At 70.3% G+C, this 19,751-nt stretch carries 18 protein-coding genes and 1 pseudogene; 7 read left to right on the top strand and 12 right to left on the bottom strand.

All coding sequences use genetic code 11. The features are described from left to right. Positions 1–127: 127 nt before the first annotated feature. Entirely contained in the window at positions 128–1,651 is a 1,524-nt protein-coding gene (arfA, locus tag Asi03nite_RS17455; protein ID WP_203680984.1) for an arabinosylfuranosidase ArfA, read from the bottom strand. 221 nt (positions 1,652–1,872) lie between these two features. Here arfA and Asi03nite_RS17450 point away from each other — a divergent pair, with 221 nt between their 5' ends. Next, entirely contained in the window at positions 1,873–2,910 is a 1,038-nt protein-coding gene (locus Asi03nite_RS17450; protein ID WP_203680983.1) for a LacI family DNA-binding transcriptional regulator, read from the top strand. On the opposite strand, the gene ligD is transcribed toward Asi03nite_RS17450, so the two are convergent. From ligD to Asi03nite_RS17435, 3 genes are read right to left on the bottom strand one after another with little or no spacing between them, the layout of a single operon-like run. Further along, on the bottom strand, positions 2,891–3,838 hold the full coding sequence (ligD, locus tag Asi03nite_RS17445; RefSeq protein WP_203680982.1) for a non-homologous end-joining DNA ligase: 948 nt from the start codon (positions 3,836–3,838) through the stop codon (positions 2,891–2,893). The genes Asi03nite_RS17450 and ligD overlap by 20 nt on opposite strands. A 9-nt stretch (positions 3,839–3,847) precedes the next feature. Beyond that, a complete protein-coding gene (locus Asi03nite_RS17440) occupies positions 3,848–5,563 on the bottom strand; it encodes an acyl-CoA dehydrogenase (RefSeq protein WP_203680980.1) in 1,716 nt (571 codons plus the stop codon). Between the two features lie 14 nt (positions 5,564–5,577). Further along, entirely contained in the window at positions 5,578–7,392 is a 1,815-nt protein-coding gene (locus Asi03nite_RS17435; RefSeq protein WP_203680978.1) for a sensor domain-containing diguanylate cyclase, read from the bottom strand. 178 nt (positions 7,393–7,570) lie between these two features. On the opposite strand from Asi03nite_RS17435, the gene Asi03nite_RS17430 reads away from it, so the two are divergent. Continuing rightward, positions 7,571–9,265, top strand: a complete 1,695-nt coding sequence (locus Asi03nite_RS17430; protein WP_203680977.1) for an alpha/beta hydrolase — start codon at positions 7,571–7,573, stop codon at positions 9,263–9,265. Here the strand turns inward: Asi03nite_RS17430 and Asi03nite_RS17425 are convergent. After that, entirely contained in the window at positions 9,262–9,825 is a 564-nt protein-coding gene (locus tag Asi03nite_RS17425) for an antibiotic biosynthesis monooxygenase (protein ID WP_203680976.1), read from the bottom strand. The two genes, Asi03nite_RS17430 and Asi03nite_RS17425, sit on opposite strands and share 4 nt — an antisense overlap. A gap of 94 nt (positions 9,826–9,919) precedes the next feature. On the opposite strand from Asi03nite_RS17425, the gene Asi03nite_RS17420 reads away from it, so the two are divergent. The 4 genes and pseudogenes from Asi03nite_RS17420 (at position 9,920) to Asi03nite_RS38925 (ending at position 12,946) form a co-directional block, all read left to right on the top strand. Continuing rightward, the gene (locus Asi03nite_RS17420; RefSeq protein ID WP_203680975.1) at positions 9,920–10,984 is read left to right on the top strand and encodes a WD40/YVTN/BNR-like repeat-containing protein; all 1,065 of its coding nucleotides are present in this window, start codon (positions 9,920–9,922) and stop codon (positions 10,982–10,984) included. 416 nt (positions 10,985–11,400) lie between these two features. Then, entirely contained in the window at positions 11,401–11,862 is a 462-nt protein-coding gene (locus Asi03nite_RS17415) for a DUF6924 domain-containing protein (protein WP_203680974.1), read from the top strand. A 260-nt stretch (positions 11,863–12,122) separates the two neighbouring features. Continuing rightward, positions 12,123–12,299, top strand: a pseudogene (locus Asi03nite_RS38930) (IS5/IS1182 family transposase); the annotation flags it as partial. A 242-nt stretch (positions 12,300–12,541) separates the two neighbouring features. Continuing rightward, positions 12,542–12,946, top strand: a complete 405-nt coding sequence (locus tag Asi03nite_RS38925; protein WP_373872130.1) for a transposase family protein — start codon at positions 12,542–12,544, stop codon at positions 12,944–12,946. A 2-nt stretch (positions 12,947–12,948) separates the two neighbouring features. Here the strand turns inward: Asi03nite_RS38925 and Asi03nite_RS17405 are convergent, their stop codons facing one another. The 6 genes from Asi03nite_RS17405 to Asi03nite_RS17380 form a co-directional block, all read right to left on the bottom strand. Beyond that, positions 12,949–13,485 (bottom strand): RBBP9/YdeN family alpha/beta hydrolase, encoded by a 537-nt coding sequence (locus Asi03nite_RS17405; RefSeq protein WP_203680973.1) that lies wholly within the window; start codon positions 13,483–13,485, stop codon positions 12,949–12,951. 97 nt (positions 13,486–13,582) lie between these two features. Next, positions 13,583–14,251, bottom strand: a complete 669-nt coding sequence (locus Asi03nite_RS17400; protein WP_203680971.1) for an SMI1/KNR4 family protein — start codon at positions 14,249–14,251, stop codon at positions 13,583–13,585. Between the two features lie 257 nt (positions 14,252–14,508). Further along, the gene (locus Asi03nite_RS17395) at positions 14,509–15,147 is read right to left on the bottom strand and encodes a hypothetical protein (protein ID WP_203680969.1); all 639 of its coding nucleotides are present in this window, start codon (positions 15,145–15,147) and stop codon (positions 14,509–14,511) included. Beyond that, on the bottom strand, positions 15,140–15,553 hold the full coding sequence (locus Asi03nite_RS17390; RefSeq protein ID WP_203680967.1) for a hypothetical protein: 414 nt from the start codon (positions 15,551–15,553) through the stop codon (positions 15,140–15,142). The genes Asi03nite_RS17395 and Asi03nite_RS17390 overlap by 8 nt, the downstream gene beginning before the upstream one ends. Positions 15,554–16,034: 481 nt before the next feature. Further along, the gene (locus Asi03nite_RS17385) at positions 16,035–16,673 is read right to left on the bottom strand and encodes a LuxR C-terminal-related transcriptional regulator (RefSeq protein WP_203680965.1); all 639 of its coding nucleotides are present in this window, start codon (positions 16,671–16,673) and stop codon (positions 16,035–16,037) included. Further along, positions 16,625–17,911, bottom strand: a complete 1,287-nt coding sequence (locus Asi03nite_RS17380) for a sensor histidine kinase (RefSeq protein ID WP_203680963.1) — start codon at positions 17,909–17,911, stop codon at positions 16,625–16,627. Before Asi03nite_RS17380 ends, Asi03nite_RS17385 begins: the two co-directional genes overlap by 49 nt. A 111-nt stretch (positions 17,912–18,022) precedes the next feature. Here Asi03nite_RS17380 and Asi03nite_RS17375 point away from each other — a divergent pair, with 111 nt between their 5' ends. After that, positions 18,023–19,039 carry a fatty acid desaturase family protein gene (locus tag Asi03nite_RS17375; RefSeq protein ID WP_203680961.1) on the top strand — a complete coding sequence of 339 codons (1,017 nt, stop codon included), beginning with the start codon at positions 18,023–18,025 and terminating at the stop codon, positions 19,037–19,039. A 122-nt stretch (positions 19,040–19,161) separates the two neighbouring features. On the opposite strand, the gene Asi03nite_RS17370 is transcribed toward Asi03nite_RS17375, so the two are convergent. Then, on the bottom strand, positions 19,162–19,581 hold the full coding sequence (locus Asi03nite_RS17370) for a hypothetical protein (RefSeq protein ID WP_203680960.1): 420 nt from the start codon (positions 19,579–19,581) through the stop codon (positions 19,162–19,164). Positions 19,582–19,751: the final 170 nt, after the last annotated feature.

Genomic DNA, 19,751 nt, shown 5'->3' with positions numbered 1-19,751 from the left:
TCCGGGGGAGATTTGGTCGGGGGCTTCCCATTATGGGAAATCTCCGCGGAATCGGCCCGATCTTTAAGGTCCCTTTAATGCGACGACTTTTCCGGGCGGCGATAACACTTTTTCCGGTACGCGATCGTCAGCGGGTCAGGCGCAGGGCCGTCCAGGACACCCGGGGCAGGGACAGCGTGACGCAGTCGCCGCCCACGGACACCGCGCCGGTCGGGATCCGAGCGGTCGGGCGCGGCCTGACCCGATCCGGGTCCTCCCTGGTGTTGGTGGCCCGGACGTCGTCGTCGGTCAGCGTCACCGATTCGGCGACCGACCAGCCGGCGCCGAAGGCCGCGAGGTCGACGGTGAACTCCACCGGGTCGGCCACCGACCGGTTGACCACGAAGACGGTGAGGTCGCCGGTGGCCGGGTCGTGCGTGGCGACCGCGTCGACCAGGGCGGCCTCGCCGTACCTGGCGGTGTCGTAGGTGGGGCTGTCCACCCGGGTCTCCAGGACGTCGCCCTTGGCCAGGGCCGCCGTCCGGGCGAACGGGTGGAAGATGGTCTGCCGCCACGCCGGGCCGCCGGGTTCGGTCATGATCGGCGCGATCACGTTGACCAGCTGGGCCTGGCACGCCGCGGTGACCCGGTCGCTATGCCGGAGCAGGGAGATCAGCAGGTTGCCGACGACCACGGCGTCGGCCACGTTGTAGCGGTCCTCGATGACCCGCGGGGCGATCTGCCACTCGTCGGTCCGCGGCGCGTTCTGGAAGCGGGACAGGTACCAGACGTTCCACTCGTCGAACGAGATGTTGATCTTCTTCTTGCTCTTCAGCCGCGCGCCGACCGCGTCCGCGGTGGCCACGACGCTGTTCACGAAGTGGTCCATGTCGACAGCGCTGGCCAGGAACGAGCCCAGGTCGCCGTCGTGCTCCTCGTAGTAGGCGTGGCAGGAGACGTACTCGACCACCTCGTACGCGTGCTCCAGCACCGTCGACTCCCAGGCGCCGAACGTCGGCATCGACGAGCCGGAGCTGCCGCACGCGACAAGCTCCAGATCGGGTTCGGCGGACTTGAGCGCCCGCGCGGTGGACGCGGCGAGCAGGCCGTACTCCTCGGCGGTCTTGTGCCCGGTCTGCCAGGGGCCGTCCAGCTCGTTGCCCAGGCACCAGATCCGGATGCCGTGCGGCTTGTCCGCGCCGTTGGCCCGGCGCAGCTCGGAGAGCGCGGTGCCCTCCGGGTGGTTGACGTACTCGTGGACATCGAGCGCCTCCTGGACGCCGCGGGTGCCCAGGTTCACCGCGTACATGATCTCGACGTCGGCCTTCTCCGCCCAGCGGGCGAATTCGTCGATGCCCACCTCGTTGGTCTCGATGCTGCGCCAGGCCAGATCCCGGCGGCGCGGACGGCGCTCGCGCGGGCCGACGCCGTCCTCCCAGCGGTAACCGGAGACGAAGTTGCCGCCCGGGTAGCGGACCATGGTCACCCCGAGCTCGCGGGCCAGCGCCAGCACGTCGGTGCGGAAGCCGTCCTCGTCGGCGCTCGGGTGGCCGGGCTCGTAGATGCCGGTGTAGACGCAGCGGCCCATGTGCTCGACGAACGAGCCGAAGGTACGGCGGTTGACCGGCGCCACGACGGCAGCCGGGTTCAATGCGACACGCGCACGAAGCATTTCGGTCCTTAGTGGAGGGGACTGTCACTTGACGGCGCCGATGGTCAGGCCACCGCGCCGGTACCGCTGGAGCAGGAGGAAGCGGCGATCAGCGGCACGATCGCCACCAGCGAAGGGCTTTGTTGCTACGCTTTTGCAGCGCTGCAAAACAGCATGCACGGACGTCGAAATCACGGCAAGGGGTAACCTGCCGGAAACTTGACGCGGGCAGAGGGGGCACATTGCGTCGAGAAGTCACGCTGCGTGACGTGGCGGAACTGGCCGGGGTCTCCAGCCGAACCGTGTCGAACGTGGTGAACGGCTACGCGAACGTCACCGAACGGACGCGGGTCCGGGTCCAGCGTGCGGTGGAGGAGCTCGGCTACCGGCCCAACGTGCTGGCCCGCAACCTGGCGCGGGGACGGTCCGGCCAGATCGCGCTGGTGGTGCCGTACCTGGACACGCCGTACTTCTCCGAGCTGCTGCAGAGCGTGATCCGCGCGGCCCGCTCCCGCGGCTACAACGTGCTGATCGACCAGACCGACGGCGACCCGGAGCACGAGCGCGCGTTCATCGCCCACGGCTCCCGCCGGTTGCTCTTCGACGGGGTCGTCTTCAGCCCGCTCGGCCTCGACCAGCGGGCGCTCGCCGGCCACGACCCGAACCTGCCGCTGGTCGTCCTCGGCGAGCGGTCCAGCAACGGCACGTTCGACCACGTCGGCATCGACGACGTGGCCGCCTCCCGGGAGGCCACCGAGCACCTGCTCGACCTGGGACGGCGCCGGCTCGCGGCAATCGGCGACCAGCCGTACGCCACCGGCGAGGCGGCCCAGCTGCGCACCCGCGGCTTCCGGGAGGCGCATCAGGCCCGCGGGCTGACCGTCCGGGAGGATCTGATCATCGGTACGCCCCGGTTCAACCGCAAGGACGGCGCGCGGGCGATGGCCCACCTGCTCGACCGGGACGATCCGCCCGACGCGGTGTTCTGCTACTCCGACCTGGTCGCGCTCGGCGCCATCCACACCCTGGTCAACCGTGGCCTGCGGGTCCCGGAGGACGTCGCGGTGATCGGTTACGACGACATCGAGGACGGCGCGTACTCGAACCCGCCGGTCAGCACCATCTCCCCGGACAAGGAGATGATCGCGACCACCGCCGTGGACCGGCTGCTGCTGCGGATCACCAGCCCCACCCCTCCCCCGGCGGTCGAACTACGAGCCCCGCACAAACTGGTGGTCCGCGAGAGCACCGCCGGCCGCGTCACTCCTCGGGCGGGCTGAGGCCCGCCTTCTCGTCACGGTCGGCCCACTCCAGCAGGGTGTCCAGACAGTGTTGCCTGTCGTCGATGCCGGCGTGCAGGTCGCCCAGCTCGGCGAAACGGGACGGGACCGTGCGGATGGTGAAGTCGTCCGGCTCGACGGCGGCGATCTCGTCCCAGGTGATCGGCGTCGACACGGTGGCCCGGGGCGTGCCGCGCACCGAGTACGCGCTGGCGATGGTGTGGTCCCGGGCGTTCTGGTTGTAGTCGATGAACAACGCCCTCGGGTCCCGGTCCTTGCGCCACCACGTGGTGGTGACATCCCGCGGGGCGCGGCGCTCCACCTCTCGGGCGAAGGCCAGCGCGGCCCGGCGCACCTCGGAGAACCCCCAGCGCGGCTCGATCCGGACGTAGACGTGCAGGCCACGGCCACCGGACGTCTTGGGGAAGCCGGTGATGCCCAGCTCACCGAGCACCTCCCGGACGACCGGCGCGACCCGGCGGACGGTGCCGAACGGGCAGTCCGGCATCGGGTCCAGGTCGATCCGCCACTCGTCCGGCCTCTCGGTGTCCGCCCGCCGGGAGTTCCACGGGTGGAACTCCACGGTGGACATCTGGACCGCCCAGATCACGTCGGCCGGCTTGGTCACGCACAGCTCGTCGGCGTGCCGGTGGTACCGCGGGAACTCCACCCGGACCGTCTCCAGCCAGGGCGGCGCGCCGTTGGGCACCCGCTTCTGGTGCACCTTCTCGCCGGCCAGGCCGTCCGGGAAACGGTGCAGCATGCACGGGCGCTCGCGCAGCGCGCGGACGATCCCGTCGCTCACCGCCAGGTAGTACTCGACCAGGTCGAGCTTGGTGGCGCCGAGCTCCGGGAAGTAGACCCGGTCCGGGTTGGAGACCCGGACGTCGTGGTCGCCGACTTCGACGACTGTGGCTTTACCGGCCATGCGTCGAACCTAACCCAACCAGGCGTCCTCAAGGTCGAGAAGCAGCGTGTCACCCGAATCCAGCAGATCCAGCAGCGGGCCGATCCGGGGCAGCTCGTGCTTGACGAAGTACGCCGCGGCCACGCGCTTGCCCTGGTAGAAGTCCCCCTCCCGGTCGCCCGCGGCGTTGAGCTGGGCCAGCCACATCCAGGCGATCACCAGGTGCCCCGCGGCGTCCAGGTACGCGGTGGCGTTGGCCAGCGCCCTGGCCGGGTCGCCGGCCGCCCAGAGCTTGGCGGTGGTGGCGGCCAGCCGGTCGCAGGCCGCCAGCACCGGAGCGCCCAGCGCGGCGGGCGCGGCGGTGGCGGTGGCCCGGATCCGGTCGAGCAGCAGCGCCAGCCCGGCGCCGTCGCGCATGGTCACCTTGCGGCCGAGCAGGTCCAGGGCCTGGATGCCGTCGGTGCCCTCGTGGATCGAGTTGAGCCGGTTGTCCCGGTAGAACTGCTCGACCGGGTACTCCCGGGTGTAGCCGTAGCCGCCGTGGATCTGGATGGCGTGGTCGTCGGCGAGCCGGCACCACTGCGACGGCCAGGCCTTGACGATCGGGGTGAGCACGTCGAGGAGCAGGTCGTTCTCCGCCGACGGCTCGTCGAGGAGCTTGGCGGCGTACAGCACCAGGGCCAGACCGCCCTCGACGTAGGCCTTGCTGGCCAGCAGCATCCGCCGTACATCCGCATGTTCGATGATCGGCACCGGAGGTGCCGCGGGGTCCTTGGCGGCGACCGGGCGGCCCTGCTGCCTCTCCCGGGCGTAGGCGAGGGCGTGCAGGTAACCGGTGTAACCGAGGGCGACAGCGCCGGACCCCACGCCGATCCGCGCCTCGTTCATCATCTGGAACATGTACTGGAGGCCGCGGCCCTCCTCGCCGACCAGGTGACCGGTCGCGCCGTCGAAGGCCAGGACCGTGTTGGTGGTCCCGCGGTAGCCCATCTTGTGGTTGAGCCCGGCCAGCGTGACGCCGTTGCGCTCGCCGGTCTCCAGGTCCAGCTTGGGGACGATGAACAGGGAGAGGCCCTTGACGCCGGGCGGCGCGCCGGCCACCCGGGCCAGCACCAGGTGGATGATGTTCTCGCTGAGCTCGTGGTCACCGCCGGAGATCCACATCTTGCCGCCGGTGATCTCGTAGACCCCGTCTCCCCGGGGTACGGCCCTGGTGGTCACGTCACTGAGCGACGAACCCGCCTGCGGCTCGGACAGGCACATCGTCCCGGTGAACCGGCCCTCGATCATCGGGTGTACGAACCGGCGGATCTGCTCCTCGGTCCCGTAGGTGAGCAGCAGGTGCGCGTTGCCGCCGGTGAGCATCGCGTACGCCGAGGTCGCCGTGTTCGCCGCCTGGAACCAGAGGAAGCAGGCGCGCTGCACGACGTGCGGCAGCTGCAGCCCGCCGTGCTCGGCGTCCAGGGTCGCGCCGAGCAGCCCGGACTCGGCGAAGACCCGCAGCGCGTGCGACACCTCCGGGATCATCTCCACGCGGGCGCCGTCGAACGTCGGCTCGAACAGATCGTTCTTGCGGTTGTGCGGCGCGAAGTCCCGCTCGGCGATCTGCTGTGACACGTCCAGGAACGCGTCGAACGTCTCGCGGGAGTGGTCGGCGAACCGCTCGCGCCCGGTCAGCGACTCCACGTCGAGCCATTCGTAGAGCAGGAAGTCGAGGTCGCGCCGGGACAGCACCTTGGAGTTCATGCACCCAGTGTGCACTAACTTCGGTCCGGCGCGCGGTGCCGTCCTCGCCGCTCCACGAACCGTCCCGTGACGGGCGGCAACGCGCGGCTGCCGCCGGCGCGCTTGATCTCGTACATCGCATGATCCGCGGCGCGCAGCGCGGCGTCCGGGTCCTCGGCCGGCGTGGCCACGTGGACCCCGATGCTGGCGCCGATCAGGATGTGCTGCCCGGCGATCCGGAACGGCATCTCCACCACCGCGCGCACCCGGCCGGCCGTCGCCTCCACGTCCGCCGGGCTCAGCACGCCCGGCATCAGCACCACGAACTCGTCGCCGCCGACCCGGGCCAGCACGTCGCCGGCCCGGATGCAGCCGCTGAGCCGCTCGGCCACCTGGCGCAGCAACTCGTCGCCGGCCTCGTGCCCGTACTTGTCGTTGACCGGCTTGAACCCGTCGAGGTCGACGAAGAGCACGGCCACCGGGTCGCGGCGCAGCGAGGAGCAGAGCGCGTCCTGCATCCGTCGCCGGTTCGGCAGGCCGGTCAGCGGATCGTGCTGCGCCTCGTGCGCCAGCCGCTCCTGGAACGCCCGGTTCTCCGAGATGTCCCGGGCGTTGATCACCACGCCGGTCAGGGCCGGGTTGGCCATCTGGTTGGACGCGGTGAAGTCGAACCAGCGGTAGTGACCGCTGGCCGCGCGCACCCGGCACTGCAGCCGCAGCACCGCGGCCGGGTCGCCGAGCAGCGCCTCCAGGCGCTCCCGCATGGCCGGCTGGTCGTCCGGGTGCACCAGGTCGAAGACGCTGTGCCCGGTGAGCATGCCGGGCTCGAACCCGAGAATCCCCGCCGAGCCGGGACTCGTGAAGATCATCCGGCCGTCCCGATCGATCACCGTGACGATGTCCGGCGCGTGCTGGAACAGCGCCTGGAACCGCTCGTCGGCCCGTCGCCGCTGGACCTGGGTGCGGTAGCCGAGCACCGAGATGCCGACGACGCCGATCAGCAGCATGGCGAGCAGCGTGAGGTTCACCGTCTGGCTGCGGCTGTGCACCGCGCCGTCGAACGTGGACCTGTCCTGGATACGCACGTAGGTGTAGCCGCTGGGCAGACCGCCCACCACGACCGCGACCATCGGGGTGCCGCCGGAGCGGTACTCGACGAAGTGGGTCCCGGGACGGCCCAGCTCCGCCAGGACCGCCGCCTCGGTCCGGGCGCCGATCAGATCCGGCACGCTGCTCGCGGCCACCACGCCGGCGCTGTCCACCACGTCCGTACGGTGCGAGCCGCTGGCCAGCTGGGCGGTGTACCGCTGCAGCGAGGTGGCCCCCACCTGGTTGAAGCCGACCAGGAAACCGGCGGGCGAGCCGCCGGCCAGGATCGGCACCGCCACCGCGGCCAGCGGGATCCGGTCCACCGTCATCACCGCTGAGAAACCGACCTCGGCGCCGGCCGCGAGCTGCTTGCGCATCGGCGCCCAGCCGGCGTCGTCGGCGGCCGGCAGACCGGTGTCCCGGCTGGCGTTGAGGACCGCGCCGTTCAGGTCGGTGAGCATCAGGCCGTACCCGAAGGTGGGGCTCTTGGAAGCGGACAGGACCAGCATGGCGTGGTCGGTGGCGTCCCCCCGGCCCAGGCGGAACGCGTGGTCGGCGAGAACCTCCGCCAGCTCCTGCGCGGACAGCAGCTGCATCTGACCGGCCAGGGTCGCGTTGTTGGTGCCCAGCTCGGTGCTGTCGGCGCGGTGCACCGCGTCGGCGGCACTCAGCGCCGAGCGGTTGACCATGATGGCGACCCCGCCAGCGAGTGCCAGCAACAGCAGGCTGACCAGCACCGCGATCCAGTTCCGTACCCGCATCGCGTCTCCTCCTCACCGCAAGTCATCGGCAGCGAAACGCCCGGATGAATGAACCTGTGGCACAAAACCGCCCGAAAACGGGGCGGCGGCGGACACCATCGACCATCGATGATGGAGGGGTAACCGAACCCGTACGCCGAGCGATGTGCCGACGACCCGTCGACGATCGGAGCACCGCATGCGCAAAGAGTTGGTCGCACCCGCTACCGCGGGGCTGTCCGCCCGGATCTCCCGGCCCCGGCGCCCCCTCGAGCAGGTACGGCCGCGGATCATGCGCGCTCCGCTCAGCCTCACCGGCGCCGGCCTGGCGGCCTTCTTCTTCTGCCTCGCCTTCACCCCGTCGCTGCTGCCCCGCGCCGGGTTCCTGCAGGGCATCGTGGCCGCGATCACCGCCGCGATGGGATACGCGCTCGGCACCGCCATCGGCGCGCTGATCCGCCTGCGGTTCCGGTTCTCGCCCCGGGCCGTCCGGCTCTGGTGGCGGATCCTCGCCGTCCTGCTCCTGCCGATGGTCGCGACCTGCCTGGTGCTCGGCGTGCGCTGGCAGCGCGAGCTGCGGCTGCGGCTGGGGATGGCACCGGCCCAGGAGTACGACATCGTCCGTACCGTCGGTGCGAGCCTGCTCACGTTCGGGCTGATCCTGCTGATCGCGCGGGCCCTGCGGCTGGCCACGCACGGCTGCGCCCAGGTGCTCCGGCTGATCGTGCCGGATCGGGCGGCGTACTGCGCGGGCACCGTGGTGGTGGCCGTGCTCAGCTACAGCGCGTTCGACGGCCTGCTGGTGGCACACCTGTTCACGGTCGCCGACAGGTCCGCCGCGGTGATCAACAACGGGACCGGGAACGGGGTGCACCGGCCCGGCTCGGCGTTGCGTTCCGGTGGCCCGCGGTCCCTCGTGGCCTGGGACACCCTCGGCCGGCAGGGCCGCAGCTTCGTGGCCGGCGCGCCCAGCCGGGAACAGCTGACCGAGTTCGCCGGCCGCCCGGCGAGCGAGCCGATCCGCCTCTACGCCGGACTGGCCTCGGCGGACACCATGCGGGGGCGGGCCGAACTGGTGGTGCGCGAGATGGACCGGACCGGCGCCTTCCAGCGCCAGGTGGTGGCGCTGTTCACCCCGACCGGCACCGGCTGGGTGGACAACCGGGTGACCCGGTCGCTGGAGTACATGTACGCCGGTAACACCGCGCTGGTGTCCATGCAGTACTCGTACCTGCCCAGCTGGATCGCCTTCATCGGGGACCGGTCGGAGGTGGCGGACGCGGCGTCCGCGCTGATCACGGCGGTGCAGCGCCGCTTCGTGACACTTCCCGCCGGCCACCGGCCCAAGCTGCTGCTGTTCGGTGAGAGCCTGGGGACGTACGGCATCGAGGCCACCTTCGGCGACGCGGGCGCCCTGGTCGCCGGGGCGGACGGAGTGCTGATGGAGGGCCCCACCTTCGCCAACCCGATCCACCAGCGGCTCACCCGCGGACGGGCGTCCGGGTCACCGGTGTGGGATCCGGTCTACCCGGGGCTGCCTGTGGACTTCGCCGACACCGCCACCGAGCTGCGGGACCGGCCCGGGCCCCGGCCGAAGGTGGTCTACCTGCAGAACTCGTCCGACCCGATCGTCTGGTGGAACTGGAGCCTGCTCTGGAAGCGGCCGCCGTGGCTGCGCGGGGAGCGCGGGCCGGACGTGATGCCCTCGATGCACTGGTTCCCCTGGGTGACGTTCTGGCAGACCACGTGCGACCTGCTCTTCGCCAACAAGGCGCCGACCGGGCACGGGCACGTCTACAAGTCGACGACCGTCGACGGGTGGGCGGCGGTGGCCCCGCCGGCCGGGTGGACCGGGTCCGACACCGTCCGCCTGCGGGACCGGCTCGGGGGCTAGCGTCTCAGCCAGGGCTGCAAAATCCGCGTCACCTTGGGCAGCACCAGATACGTCATGATCGGGGTCAGCACCAGCGTGCTGATCATCGTGCGCGGGACCAGGTGCAGGCCGGTCAGGTGCGGGGCGAGCAGCCAACCGGAGAGCAGGCTGACCGGGAAGAAGCCGAGCCAGATGGTGACCGCCTGCTTCCAGCGCGGCGGGGTCCGCTCCGGCTGCTTCACCTGCGGCACGTGGGGCGGGTCGAGCTCCCGGGGCGGGTCGAACCAGCCCTCGATCCCGGTCCGGCGCTCCACCCGGGTGTGCTCCACGAAACCCTGGGCGGAGGTCAGCCACCACTGCCGTTCCGGCGACTCCTCCCAGCCCTTCAGGGCCGTGGCGTCGGCGAAACGGTAGAGCATGTGCCACTCGGCGGAGCCCGGCGCGGGGCGGACCCAGCCGGTGCCCAGGAAGCCCGGGAAATCCTCGGCGAGGGAGGCGCCGGCACGCACCCAGGCGGCCATCTCGGCCGCTCGGGAAGGATCGGCCCGGCGGGTGATGGCGACGGTGACAGCGGATTCCATGTCCCACATCCTGGTATGGCGGCGTTTCCGGCGGGTGTCGTCCCACGGATCAGTGCCGTGCCACACACTCGCCGAGCCGGTATGTTCGGCCCCCATGACGATCAAACGAAGGTTGTCGATAATTCTGATCGCCCTCACGACGCTGATCGGCGTGGGCGCGGTCCCCGCCGCCGCCGGGCCCGGAGATCCGGGCTGGCGGCCCACCACCACCGGCTCCACCGCACGGTTCCGCGGCCTGGCGCCGGTCAGCTCCTCGGTGGCCTGGGTGGCCGGCAGCGCCGGAACCATCCTGCGCACCGTGAACGGCGGGCGCACCTGGGTCCCGGCCGGCCCCGCGGACGCCGCCGGACTGGAGTTCCGCGACATCGAGGCGTTCGACGCCCGGCACGCGGTGGCCCTGACCATCGGCCCCGGCGCCGAGTCCCGGATCTACACCACCGCGGACGGCGGCCGCACCTGGAGCCGCACGTTCCAGAACGAGGACGAGGCCGCCTTCTACGACTGCATGACGTTCTGGGACCGCCGCCACGGGCTGGCCCTCTCCGACCCGGTGTCCGGCAAGTTCCGGATCCTCGCCACCCACGACGGCGGCCGCTCCTGGTCGGTCCTGCCGCCCACCGGGATGCCGCCCGCCCTGGACGGCGAATTCGCCTTCGCCGCCAGCGGCACCTGCCTGGTCTCCACCGCCGGCACCCGGCACTCCCCCGACCGGGCCTTCTTCGCGACCGGGGGCGGCCCGGTGTCCCGGGTGTTCAGTTCCGGCGACCTCGGCCACACCTGGCAGGTCACCGAGACCCCGATCCCGAGCGGGCCGAGCGCCGGCATCTACGGCCTCGCCTTCCGCGACGCCCACCACGGCCTGGCCGTGGGCGGCGACCACACCGTCCCGGCCGCGGCCCCGGCCGGCGCGGCCGTCAGCCGCGACGCCCGCACCTGGTCGGTCGCCACCACGCCGCCCGGCGAGTACCGCTCCGGCGTCGCCTGGTCCGGCCGTAGCGCGGTGGCCGTCGGGCCCACCGGCAGCGACGTCTCCTACGACGGCGGCTCGACCTGGCGCCGTTTCGACACCGGCAGCTTCGACGCGGTCGCCTGCGTCGCCCGCGCCTGCTGGGCCTCCGGCGAACAGGGCCGGGTGGCCCGCCTGACCCGGCCCCTCTGACCCCGGACCCGCCTCTCGGCCGGCCAGCCGAGCCGCAGCCCGGACCGCCTCCGCCGTCACCAGGCCACGGGCGAACCCAGGCTGCGGCCTCGGCCACCCGCAACCCCGGCCGGTCCGCGACCCCCGGCCACGCTCCGGCCGCGGTGCCGCACCCCCCACGTGGGCCCCGCACTGCGGACGTAGGCGCTGCGCTCCGGACGTATGCTGCGCCCTGTCGGCGTACGGCTTCAAGTGCAGAACCGCGTACGCCACCGAGACACAGCAGCTATCGACATCTGGGAGTGGAGCCGCGGGCTGACGGCCGAGCCGGCACAGCAACAGTCGACTACAGTCGGTCACGTTGTCCGACCCGGCGGCGTCCGGATCTGCCGATGAGAGGGCGTTCGGCGCCGCCGGTTCGGCATATGCTCGCGGGCGTGGATGACCGCATGTGGTACCAGAACTCCGACGTTTCCCTGGTCATCCGTACTGACTTCGCCCACCTGCGGCAATGGGAAGAGATTCAGACAGCGATCGCTGAACCGCAGACGGAGGATGGGTTCACGGCGTTCGTTACGTTTATCGACGACCGCGCGTACGAGAGCATCACTTCGTCGCAACTGGTCGGAATGGTGCCGGCGGATGTTAATCATGCCATCGCCTTCCTTGTCGACGCGAAGACGCTGACTCACCCGGACCTCCCGATCCTGGTGATTAATCTCTACGACTACGTGGAAGGGCTGGAGGACCAGGGCAAGGGACCGCAGTACGGTGCCACCTTCCGAGTTGTGCCGGCAGAGATGTGGTCGGTTCAGAACAACCTCACGATCTCGAACATGGACTGGGAGGACTTTGCCGGAAACGTAGACGGCGACGGCATCTTCCGAGGCTTCGAGTAACCGCAGTTTGGCGAGGTCCGTGTTATTTTGTTCGCGATTTTCGGGCCCTCGCGAACGAAGCCATCCGTGCCTTCAGCGGCGCCGCGGAAGCGTACGGCTCAGTGAGGTGATCTCAGCAAGGAATGGCAGCTAATTCGGTACGACACGGGCGTTTGCCGTGTACCGGACGATGCTGGATATCGGCGTGGAGCCATCGATAGACACGTCCTTGCGACAGAAACACGTCTTCGAGAGGGCTCCACGTGATTGCCTATCCTGCCATGCTCGATGTCCCCAGGGAACTCGTGCGCCACCTCGCTCGGCTGCTGGCAGCCGAACGCCGGGCCCGTGGCACTCGGACCGGTACCCGGGCCTTGACCTGCTTCTACCAGGCACTACTGGTACTCGTCTGGTTCCGCAAAGCCGAGGACCTGAACCTGCTGGGCGCCAGCTTCGGTGTCTCCCGGGCCACCGCCTACCGCTATCGCGACGAGGGCGTCGCGGTCCTGGCCGCCCAGGCCCAGGACTTGCACACCGCGCTGCGCCGGGTCGCTGCCGAGGGCTGGACCCACGTGATCCTGGACGGCAACCTGTTCGACTGCGACCGGCTGACCGAGACCACGCTCAGCGTCAAAGGCGAAACCATCGACGCTGGTATTCCGGCAAGCACCGCGACTTCGGTGCGAACATTCAAGCGATCATGCGACCGGATGGACTGCCGATCTGGACGGCCGAGGCGATGCCGGGTCATCTGCACGACACCCGCTGCGCCCGCGAACTCGGGATCACCGCCGCGCTCAACTGGTCCGCCGCCGAACTCGGTCTCCCGGCCCTGGCTGACTCCGGCTACGAAAGCACAGGTCACGGCATCAAAACACCGGTTAAGCAACCCGCTGACGGTAGCCAGCTGGCACCCGACAACCGTGCCTACAACCGACTCCTGCGGGGCCTGCGGTGGCAAGGCGAACGCGGCTTCGCGATCCTGATCGGCCGTTGGAAAACCCTGCGGCACGCCACCATAAGCCCGCGCCGGATCGGCGACATCGTCGCAGCCGCGCTACACCTGACCCACTTTGAATACAGATACCTACCCCGATCTTGTTGAGATCACTTCAGTGATCGGACCAGGCGTTCGCCGTCATGCCATGCGCCGAATCCGGTTTTGGAGTCCAGGTGCCCGACCGGGCCCGCGTCGGACAGCTCCGAGCCGCAGTCTCGTGCGTAAGCCTCGAATTGTTCGAACGTGGCCATCGGATCGTTGCGGCTGGCGACAACGATCGAGCGGAAGGGTAGTGGCTGCCGTGGCACGGTGCCGACGAATCCGTCGAAGGTCTCCGGAGACTCCGGGGTCCAGCCCGGCGCCACATACGGTGGCGTGACCAGAAGAGCGGCATGGACAGGGCCGGTGTGTTCACTGGCCCAGACGGCGACGATCAGGCAGCCCGCGCTGTGCGCGACCAGGACCGCCGGCTCATCATCGGCGCTGATCGCCGCGTGCAGCGCAGCGACCCGGTCCGCAGCGATGAAAGGCGGACCCGGCGGCTCGTAAGCCCAGGCGAATTCCGGGTCGGCGCTGACCCAGCTACGCGACCAGTGACCGGCGGAAGGTACTCCCCGGCCCGGGACGACAAGGTGCCGCGTCATGCCGGCAACGATATCGACCGTGATGCGCCTTGATCGGTGTCCGCTCATGCCGCGAGGCGGGCACGGCGGAATGTCACCGGTCCGGCATGTCGGGTTATCAGGATCGGATCTGTTCCTCTGCCTGCTTGAGCCATCCGCGGTACCAGCTAGCGAAACCTGTCGGGCTTCCGTCTGGCTCGTGCAGAGGGCGGAATCCGCCGTCGTCGGCGGTGTCGTCCGCCCACATCTGGCCACGTGCGGGTCCGCTGATCACGAGTACCTCGCGGTAGGCGCAACCGAGGTGGCATAGATAGAGCAGCCCAATGCAATGCTCGGGCGCGCAGACCACAGTGTCGTGCTGCTCCCAGTAGGCGTCCTCGGCTGCGTTGAACTGCTCTTCGGATTCGAAGTCGTCCTCGTCCGGTGGTTCAGGCAGCCCATCGGCCGGGTTGAACGCCTCGGTATGCGGGAACGGTCGGCTCAATGTCTCCAGGTCAGTCAAGCTCGCACCATCTCCCTCCCAACGCCAACGGTCTTCGACGCGGCGGAGCGGAAATAGGCCGTATGCGGGCCCAGCGCCGCCGCGGCTGACCTGTAGGAGAAATGTCCGGTACTCGGCAGGTAGGTCGATGCCCAGCTGCGACTCCAACTCGGCCAGCTCATTCTCGGTAACTGGGGGTTCAAGTCGCCACTGATGCTCGTTGGCTCCGAAAATCGATCCTGCGTGGGGGTGGGTGGATAGCGTGGCAAGGCGATCGGGCACGTCTGACCAGTCCGAGATGATCACCGCGACACCATAGACTTCAAGATAGAACCTCAGCTGGGGGTGCGCTCATCTGCCGCGATCCGGGCGGCAGCTCACGTCCACCGATTACTCTTCGTGAGCAACGCACGTGCGTCGCCGGGGCGGCCGGCGCCGCAACTTCCCCAGCGCTACCCCGCCCAGGCCTCTGCACAGTTGGCGTACCTGGCTCTGTACCGGAACGGCTCTGGCAAGATTTTCGTAGCCGGAGATCGCCAGGGGATCCTGAGCCGGTGACCGGCTCAGGCGTCTTTATTGTCGATCCAGAGACAGAACGGGTCCCTGGTGTCCTCGTCGCCCATCTCGGCCGGCTCCGACACGATCTCCAGCCCGGTCGCCGGGGCGGTGACACCGAAGGTGCGGTGCAGCCAGTCCCGGTAGGGCGCATTGACGATCTCGTGGTCGGCGTCCCACGGCTCGGGCGGCGCGCCGAACTCTTCGTTCCAGCAGATCTCCCGGTAACCGATCGCCAGCAGCCGCAGAAAGTCGACCGCATCGTCGGCGAGCACACATGTCATCATCGAACCGCTGCCCGAACCGAGATGAACGATCCTGACCCGTCCCTCACCGTCGCGCCACAGCGCGGCCATCGAACCCTCGCCACCGGTCTGCGCGAACGGCCACAACTGCGCGGCCGCATCCGAGACCGACTCGTCGAACCAGGACCGTGCGTACGACAGGGTCTGCTCGGCGGTGTAGCCACGCAACTCGATCGAGGTACCCACCCAGCCGTTGTCGCTCAACGAGCCGTACAGATCCCCGTCATGCCCTTTCACCACGAAACCCTGCTCGTCGACCCAGGCGAAAAGCAGGCGCAGCGGCTCCGGCAGGTCGAATCCGTCCGGCACCCGGGCCAGCGTCGTCTTGAGGAAGTCACCCACGCCCGGCAGCGTACGAGATGACCTCGCCCTGCCACAGTCCCAGACGCACCGCTTGGTCGCCGACGTGCAGGATGCCGCCGACCAGTTGGCCAGCCTCGTCACGCTCCGGGTCCCAACCGCTCAGCATTCCCCCGATCGCCGAGGCGAACGGCTCCTCGTCGGAGGCGTCCCACCTGGCCCAGCGGCCACCGTCGAAGTCGTAGTGGTAAGCCGACCGCCAGCTCTCGTCACCCGGAGCCGTCGGCACGATCGCCAGGGACCAGTCACTGCGCCCGTCGAACAGCAGCCCACGGCCGTCGTCCACGACAAGGTGGACCGGCCCGGTGGTGAGATCGACCGGGGCACCGGGCCAGTGCCAGGCCAGCCGCGTGACCACGGCCAGCCGGCAACCGATCAGCATGTCCATCAGAATGATTCCGTCAGTCCCGTACGCGGGCCGCTATCGATGCGGGCAGTACACCAGCGCGACCTCGGAAGTGGTACGGGAATCTGCCTCAACTGCCCTCACCACCCGGCTCCGCCAACCCGATCTTCCGCCACGAAAATCTTGCCAGAGCCACCGGAACCTGTACGCCGACACGCCGCGGCCCGCGAGTCGGAAACAGGGGGCGGCCGGTCCGGATCGCGGCGCCGGTCGCGGTCTCCGGCTGGCACTCAGGGGTGTCTCCGAGATCGCGGGACAACCATCAGCACCAGGCAAAACCCGGCGGCCTTGGGCGGCCATAGCCGCGCGTGGCGGCGCGAGCGCCGGGGCACGGGGACATGTGTCCGCGGTGTGGCGGGGCGCGGCGAAATGGGGCTCGCGATGCCGGCGGGGCGTCCCGGGGTGGGTGGTCAAGGGTGGGCGGCCAAGGTGGGCGGTCAGAGCGGGCGGCCAGAGCGGGCGGTCAGGAGTTGAGGTAGGTGAGGACGGCCAGGACCCGCCGGTTGTCGTCGTCGGACGGCGGCAGGTCGAGCTTGGTGAAGATGTTGTTGATGTGTTTACTCACCGCTTTCTCGCCGATGAAGAGTTTCGTGGCGATGGCGCCGTTCGAGCGACCCTCGGCCATCTGCGCCAGGACTTCCCGTTCCCGCACGGTCAGCGCCGAGAGCGGCGACTCGCGGCGGGCCAGCAGTTGGTAGACGACCTCGGGGTCCATGGCGGTGCCGCCGGAGGCCACCCGGCGGACCGCGTCGACGAACTGGGCCACGTGCGAGACGCGGTCCTTGAGCAGGTAACCGACGCCACCCGTGCGGTCGGACAGCAGCTCCCGAGCGTAGAGCGGCTCGACGTGCTGGCTGAGGACCAGGACCGGCATGCCCGGGATGACGCCCCGGGCGCTGATCGCGGCCTGCAGGCCCTCGTCGGTAAAGGTGGGCGGCAGGCGGACGTCCACGACTGCCACGTCCGGGCGGTGCTCGACCAGGGCCGGGAGCAGCGCCGGTCCGTTGTCGACAGCCGCGACCACCTCGCAGGCGTGCGCGGTCAGCAGGCGGGTCAACCCGTCCCGGAGGAGGGCGTGGTCTTCGGCGAGAACGACGCGCAAGGCAGCTCCATGGTCACGACGGTCGGTCCGCCCGGCGGGCTGGACAGGCTCATCGTGCCATCGAACGCGGCGAGCCGGCGCTCGATGCCTCGCAGGCCGGTGCCGCCGGCCGGATCGGCGCCACCAAGGCCGTCGTCGCTGACCTGCATGACCAGTGTGGACCCGGTGTGCCAGAGCTCGACCCGGGCGGTGCGGGCGAAACTGTGCCGGGTCGTGTTGGCCAGCGCCTCGGCGACGGCGAAGTAGGCCGCCGACTCGACAGGCGTGTCCAGCCGGCCGGGCAGCGCGGTCTCCACCGTGATCGGGATCGGCAGCGCCAGGGCCAACGCGCGGACCGCGCCGTCCAGCCCCCGCTCGGCGAGCACCGGCGGGTGGATGCCGCGCACCAGATGCCGCAGGTCGGCCAAGGCGGCGGTGCTGGTCTCCCGCGCCTCGGCGAGCAGCTTGCGGGCGCCGGCCGGGTCGGCCTCGACCATCTCCTCGGCCAGGCCGATGGTCATGCCCAGCGACACCAGCCGGACCTGGGCGCCGTCGTGCAGGTCCCGCTCGATCCGGCGCAGCTCGGCGGCCTGCGCGTCGACCGTGTCGGCCCGGGTGACGGTGAGCTGGCTGACCCGCAGGCGCAGCTCCGCGTTGCGGGTCGGGGCGAGCAGCAGGCGGTCGAAGAGCGCGCCGCAGCGGCGCAGGTACGGCGCGCCGGCCACCCCGATCGACAGGATCAGCGCGCCCTGCGGCAGCGAGAGGAACGCGTCGCCGACAGTCGAGAACGGCCAGATCGCGCCGTAGCCGTACCACCCCGTGCCGAGCCAGATCCACAGTGGGATCAGCAGCACGCCCTCCAGGCCGTAGAGCGGGATGGCCAGGATCAGCACGCCGAGGGTCACGCCGGCGACCGCGCCGGGCACCAGCCAGGCGAGGTCACGCCAGGTCGCCGGGTCGGTCAGGACCCAGCGGTAGTGCCGCCAGCCGCCCAGCACGGCCCGCTCCGGCGCCGTGCGATAGGGCCGGGCGATGGCCACGCCGGAACCCGCCGCGATCCGCCGGGCCAGGTCGGCCCGGGCCCGGACCAGCTGGGTGACCAGCGGGAACAGCACCATCCCCAGCCCTGGCACCACACCCAGGATCAGGGTGGCCACGGAGAGCACGAAGAGCGGCAGGTTGAGCGCCGCCAGCGGGATGGCGATCAGGCCACCGAGGACGGCCCGGAGCCCGTCGCGGATCCAGTCACGCGAGTCCATGCCCCCATCCTGCTCGCCCCGCGCACCCCTGTCGGTAGTGCCAGCACTACCCCCGCACCGGGGGGTCTGCACTCCTGACGGCGGCGGATCGCTCCGGTTGGGTGGAGAGACATGACCACCACGACGGAGCGGCCGCGGGCCGCCGGAAGCGACTTCGCCGAACTCAACCGCCGGATCAACGCGGCCGGCCTGATGCGCCGCCGTCCCGGCCACTACGCCGTGCGCCTGAGCCTGGTGACGCTCGCCCTGATCGCCGGGTGGGCGGCGTTCCTCCTGGTCGGCGCGTCCTGGTGGACGCTGGCCGTGGCGGTCTTCCTGGCCGTGGTCAACGCCCAGGTGGCGCTGGTCGCGCACGACCTCGCGCACCGGCAGGTGTTCCGCACCAACGCGCCGAGCGCCCGAGCCGGCCTGCTGGCCGGCAACCTGGCGATCGGGATGTCCTACGGATACTGGATGGACAAGCACACCAAGCACCACGCCAACCCGAACCACGACGACCTGGACCCGGACGTCGGGCCGGGCGTGCTGGTCTGGTCCCGGGAGGCGGCGGCCGGCAAGGGCTTCCTGGCCAGGCATCAGGCGTGGCTCTTCTTCCCGCTGCTCACCCTGCTCGGGATCTCGTTGAAGCGGGACAGCGTCCGGGCCCTGCTGGACAAGACGGTGAAGCGGCGCCGCGCGGAGTGGGCGCTGCTCGGCGCGCACTTCGCCGGTTACGCCGCGGCCCTGCTGCTGGTGCTCACCCCGGCGCAGGCGCTGGCGTTCCTGGTCGTGCACCAGGCGCTGTTCGGGGTCTATCTGGGTCTGACCTTCGCGCCCAACCACAAGGGGATGCCGCATCCGGACGGCACCGAGGACTTCTTCCGCAAGCAGGTGCTGACCTCACGGAACGTCCGCGGCGGCTGGCTGACCGACGTGGCCCTGGGCGGGTTGAACTACCAGATCGAGCATCACCTGTTCCCCGCGATGCCGACGCCCAACCTGCGCAAGGCCCAGCCCCTGGTGCGGGACTACTGCGCGGAGATCGGGGTGCCCTATGAGATGACCGGACTCGTCGAGTCGTACCGGCAGGCGCTGCGCCACCTGCACGACGTCGGCGCCGACCTGCGCGCCGGACGGGCCGGCGGCTGAGCCCCGCCGGGAGCGGGGATCCGGGGGCGGCCGCGGGTGCGCCACCAGGTGAGCACGCACCTCACGGCCGCATTTCCCGATTCACCGGTACGCGGTCCGCCGCGTCCCGGGTCCGGCAGCGGTCAGCCGATACCGATGTTGTTGTGCGCACTCACCGGCGCGAACCGCCGGTTGCCCTGCCAGACCGCGTCGTAGCCGTTGACCAGCAGGTTCGCCAGCGAGACGGGCGGCGGGACGGGCCCGTTCTTGCACTCGGCCCAGCCGCCGAAGTCGGTGGTCGCCTCACAGAGCGGGAAGCGCTCACCCGTGGTGGTGAACTGGATCGGCAGGCCGGCCACCGGGTGACCGTCCCAGGTGGTGAATTGGGCCTTGAGCCCGAGCGTCTCGCGAGCGATGACGTCGAGCGTTCCGTAGTAGGCGGTCGCGTTCATCCGAATGGGACCGAAGGGGGGATCCGACGGGGCTGCCTGGGCGGGGCTGGCGGAGGCGATGCCGGCCAGCGCCACGGCTGCGGCCAGCCACCGCATGGTTGCGTGCTTCATGGCGCACAAAACTAGGCGAACCGGGCTAATTTCCCAAATCGACACACGCGCGGGTGACGTACCCCCGTCCCGGCCTGCACCGGAACAACGCGCCGAAGCCCGGATCGCGACACGGGGGTACCACTGACGAGTGACCCGAACAAAAAGATCACACATGTTGGCATGGCACT

The sequence above is a fragment of the Actinoplanes siamensis genome, assembly GCF_016862395.1.
GTDB classification, from domain to species: Bacteria; Actinomycetota; Actinomycetes; order Mycobacteriales; family Micromonosporaceae; genus Actinoplanes; species Actinoplanes siamensis.
The sequence above is the reverse complement of the archived record's forward strand: the minus strand, read 5'-3'. Positions and strand labels throughout refer to the sequence as shown.

Bases quoted from the DNA above. Each gene is read 5' to 3' on its own strand.
- Asi03nite_RS17430 (WP_203680977.1), top strand. From the start codon at position 7,571: ATGCGCAAAGAGTTGGTCGCACCCGCTACCGCGGGGCTGTCCGCCCGG.
- Asi03nite_RS17390 (WP_203680967.1), bottom strand. From the start codon at position 15,553: ATGGACATGCTGATCGGTTGCCGGCTGGCCGTGGTCACGCGGCTGGCC.
- Asi03nite_RS17435 (WP_203680978.1), bottom strand. From the start codon at position 7,392: ATGCGGGTACGGAACTGGATCGCGGTGCTGGTCAGCCTGCTGTTGCTG.
- Asi03nite_RS17420 (WP_203680975.1), top strand. From the start codon at position 9,920: ATGACGATCAAACGAAGGTTGTCGATAATTCTGATCGCCCTCACGACG.
- Asi03nite_RS38925 (WP_373872130.1), top strand. From the start codon at position 12,542: ATGCGACCGGATGGACTGCCGATCTGGACGGCCGAGGCGATGCCGGGT.
- Asi03nite_RS17380 (WP_203680963.1), bottom strand. From the start codon at position 17,911: ATGGACTCGCGTGACTGGATCCGCGACGGGCTCCGGGCCGTCCTCGGT.
- Asi03nite_RS17405 (WP_203680973.1), bottom strand. From the start codon at position 13,485: ATGACGCGGCACCTTGTCGTCCCGGGCCGGGGAGTACCTTCCGCCGGT.
- Asi03nite_RS17375 (WP_203680961.1), top strand. From the start codon at position 18,023: ATGACCACCACGACGGAGCGGCCGCGGGCCGCCGGAAGCGACTTCGCC.
- Asi03nite_RS17440 (WP_203680980.1), bottom strand. From the start codon at position 5,563: ATGAACTCCAAGGTGCTGTCCCGGCGCGACCTCGACTTCCTGCTCTAC.
- arfA (WP_203680984.1), bottom strand. From the start codon at position 1,651: ATGCTTCGTGCGCGTGTCGCATTGAACCCGGCTGCCGTCGTGGCGCCG.
- ligD (WP_203680982.1), bottom strand. From the start codon at position 3,838: ATGGCCGGTAAAGCCACAGTCGTCGAAGTCGGCGACCACGACGTCCGG.
- Asi03nite_RS17425 (WP_203680976.1), bottom strand. From the start codon at position 9,825: ATGGAATCCGCTGTCACCGTCGCCATCACCCGCCGGGCCGATCCTTCC.
- Asi03nite_RS17370 (WP_203680960.1), bottom strand. From the start codon at position 19,581: ATGAAGCACGCAACCATGCGGTGGCTGGCCGCAGCCGTGGCGCTGGCC.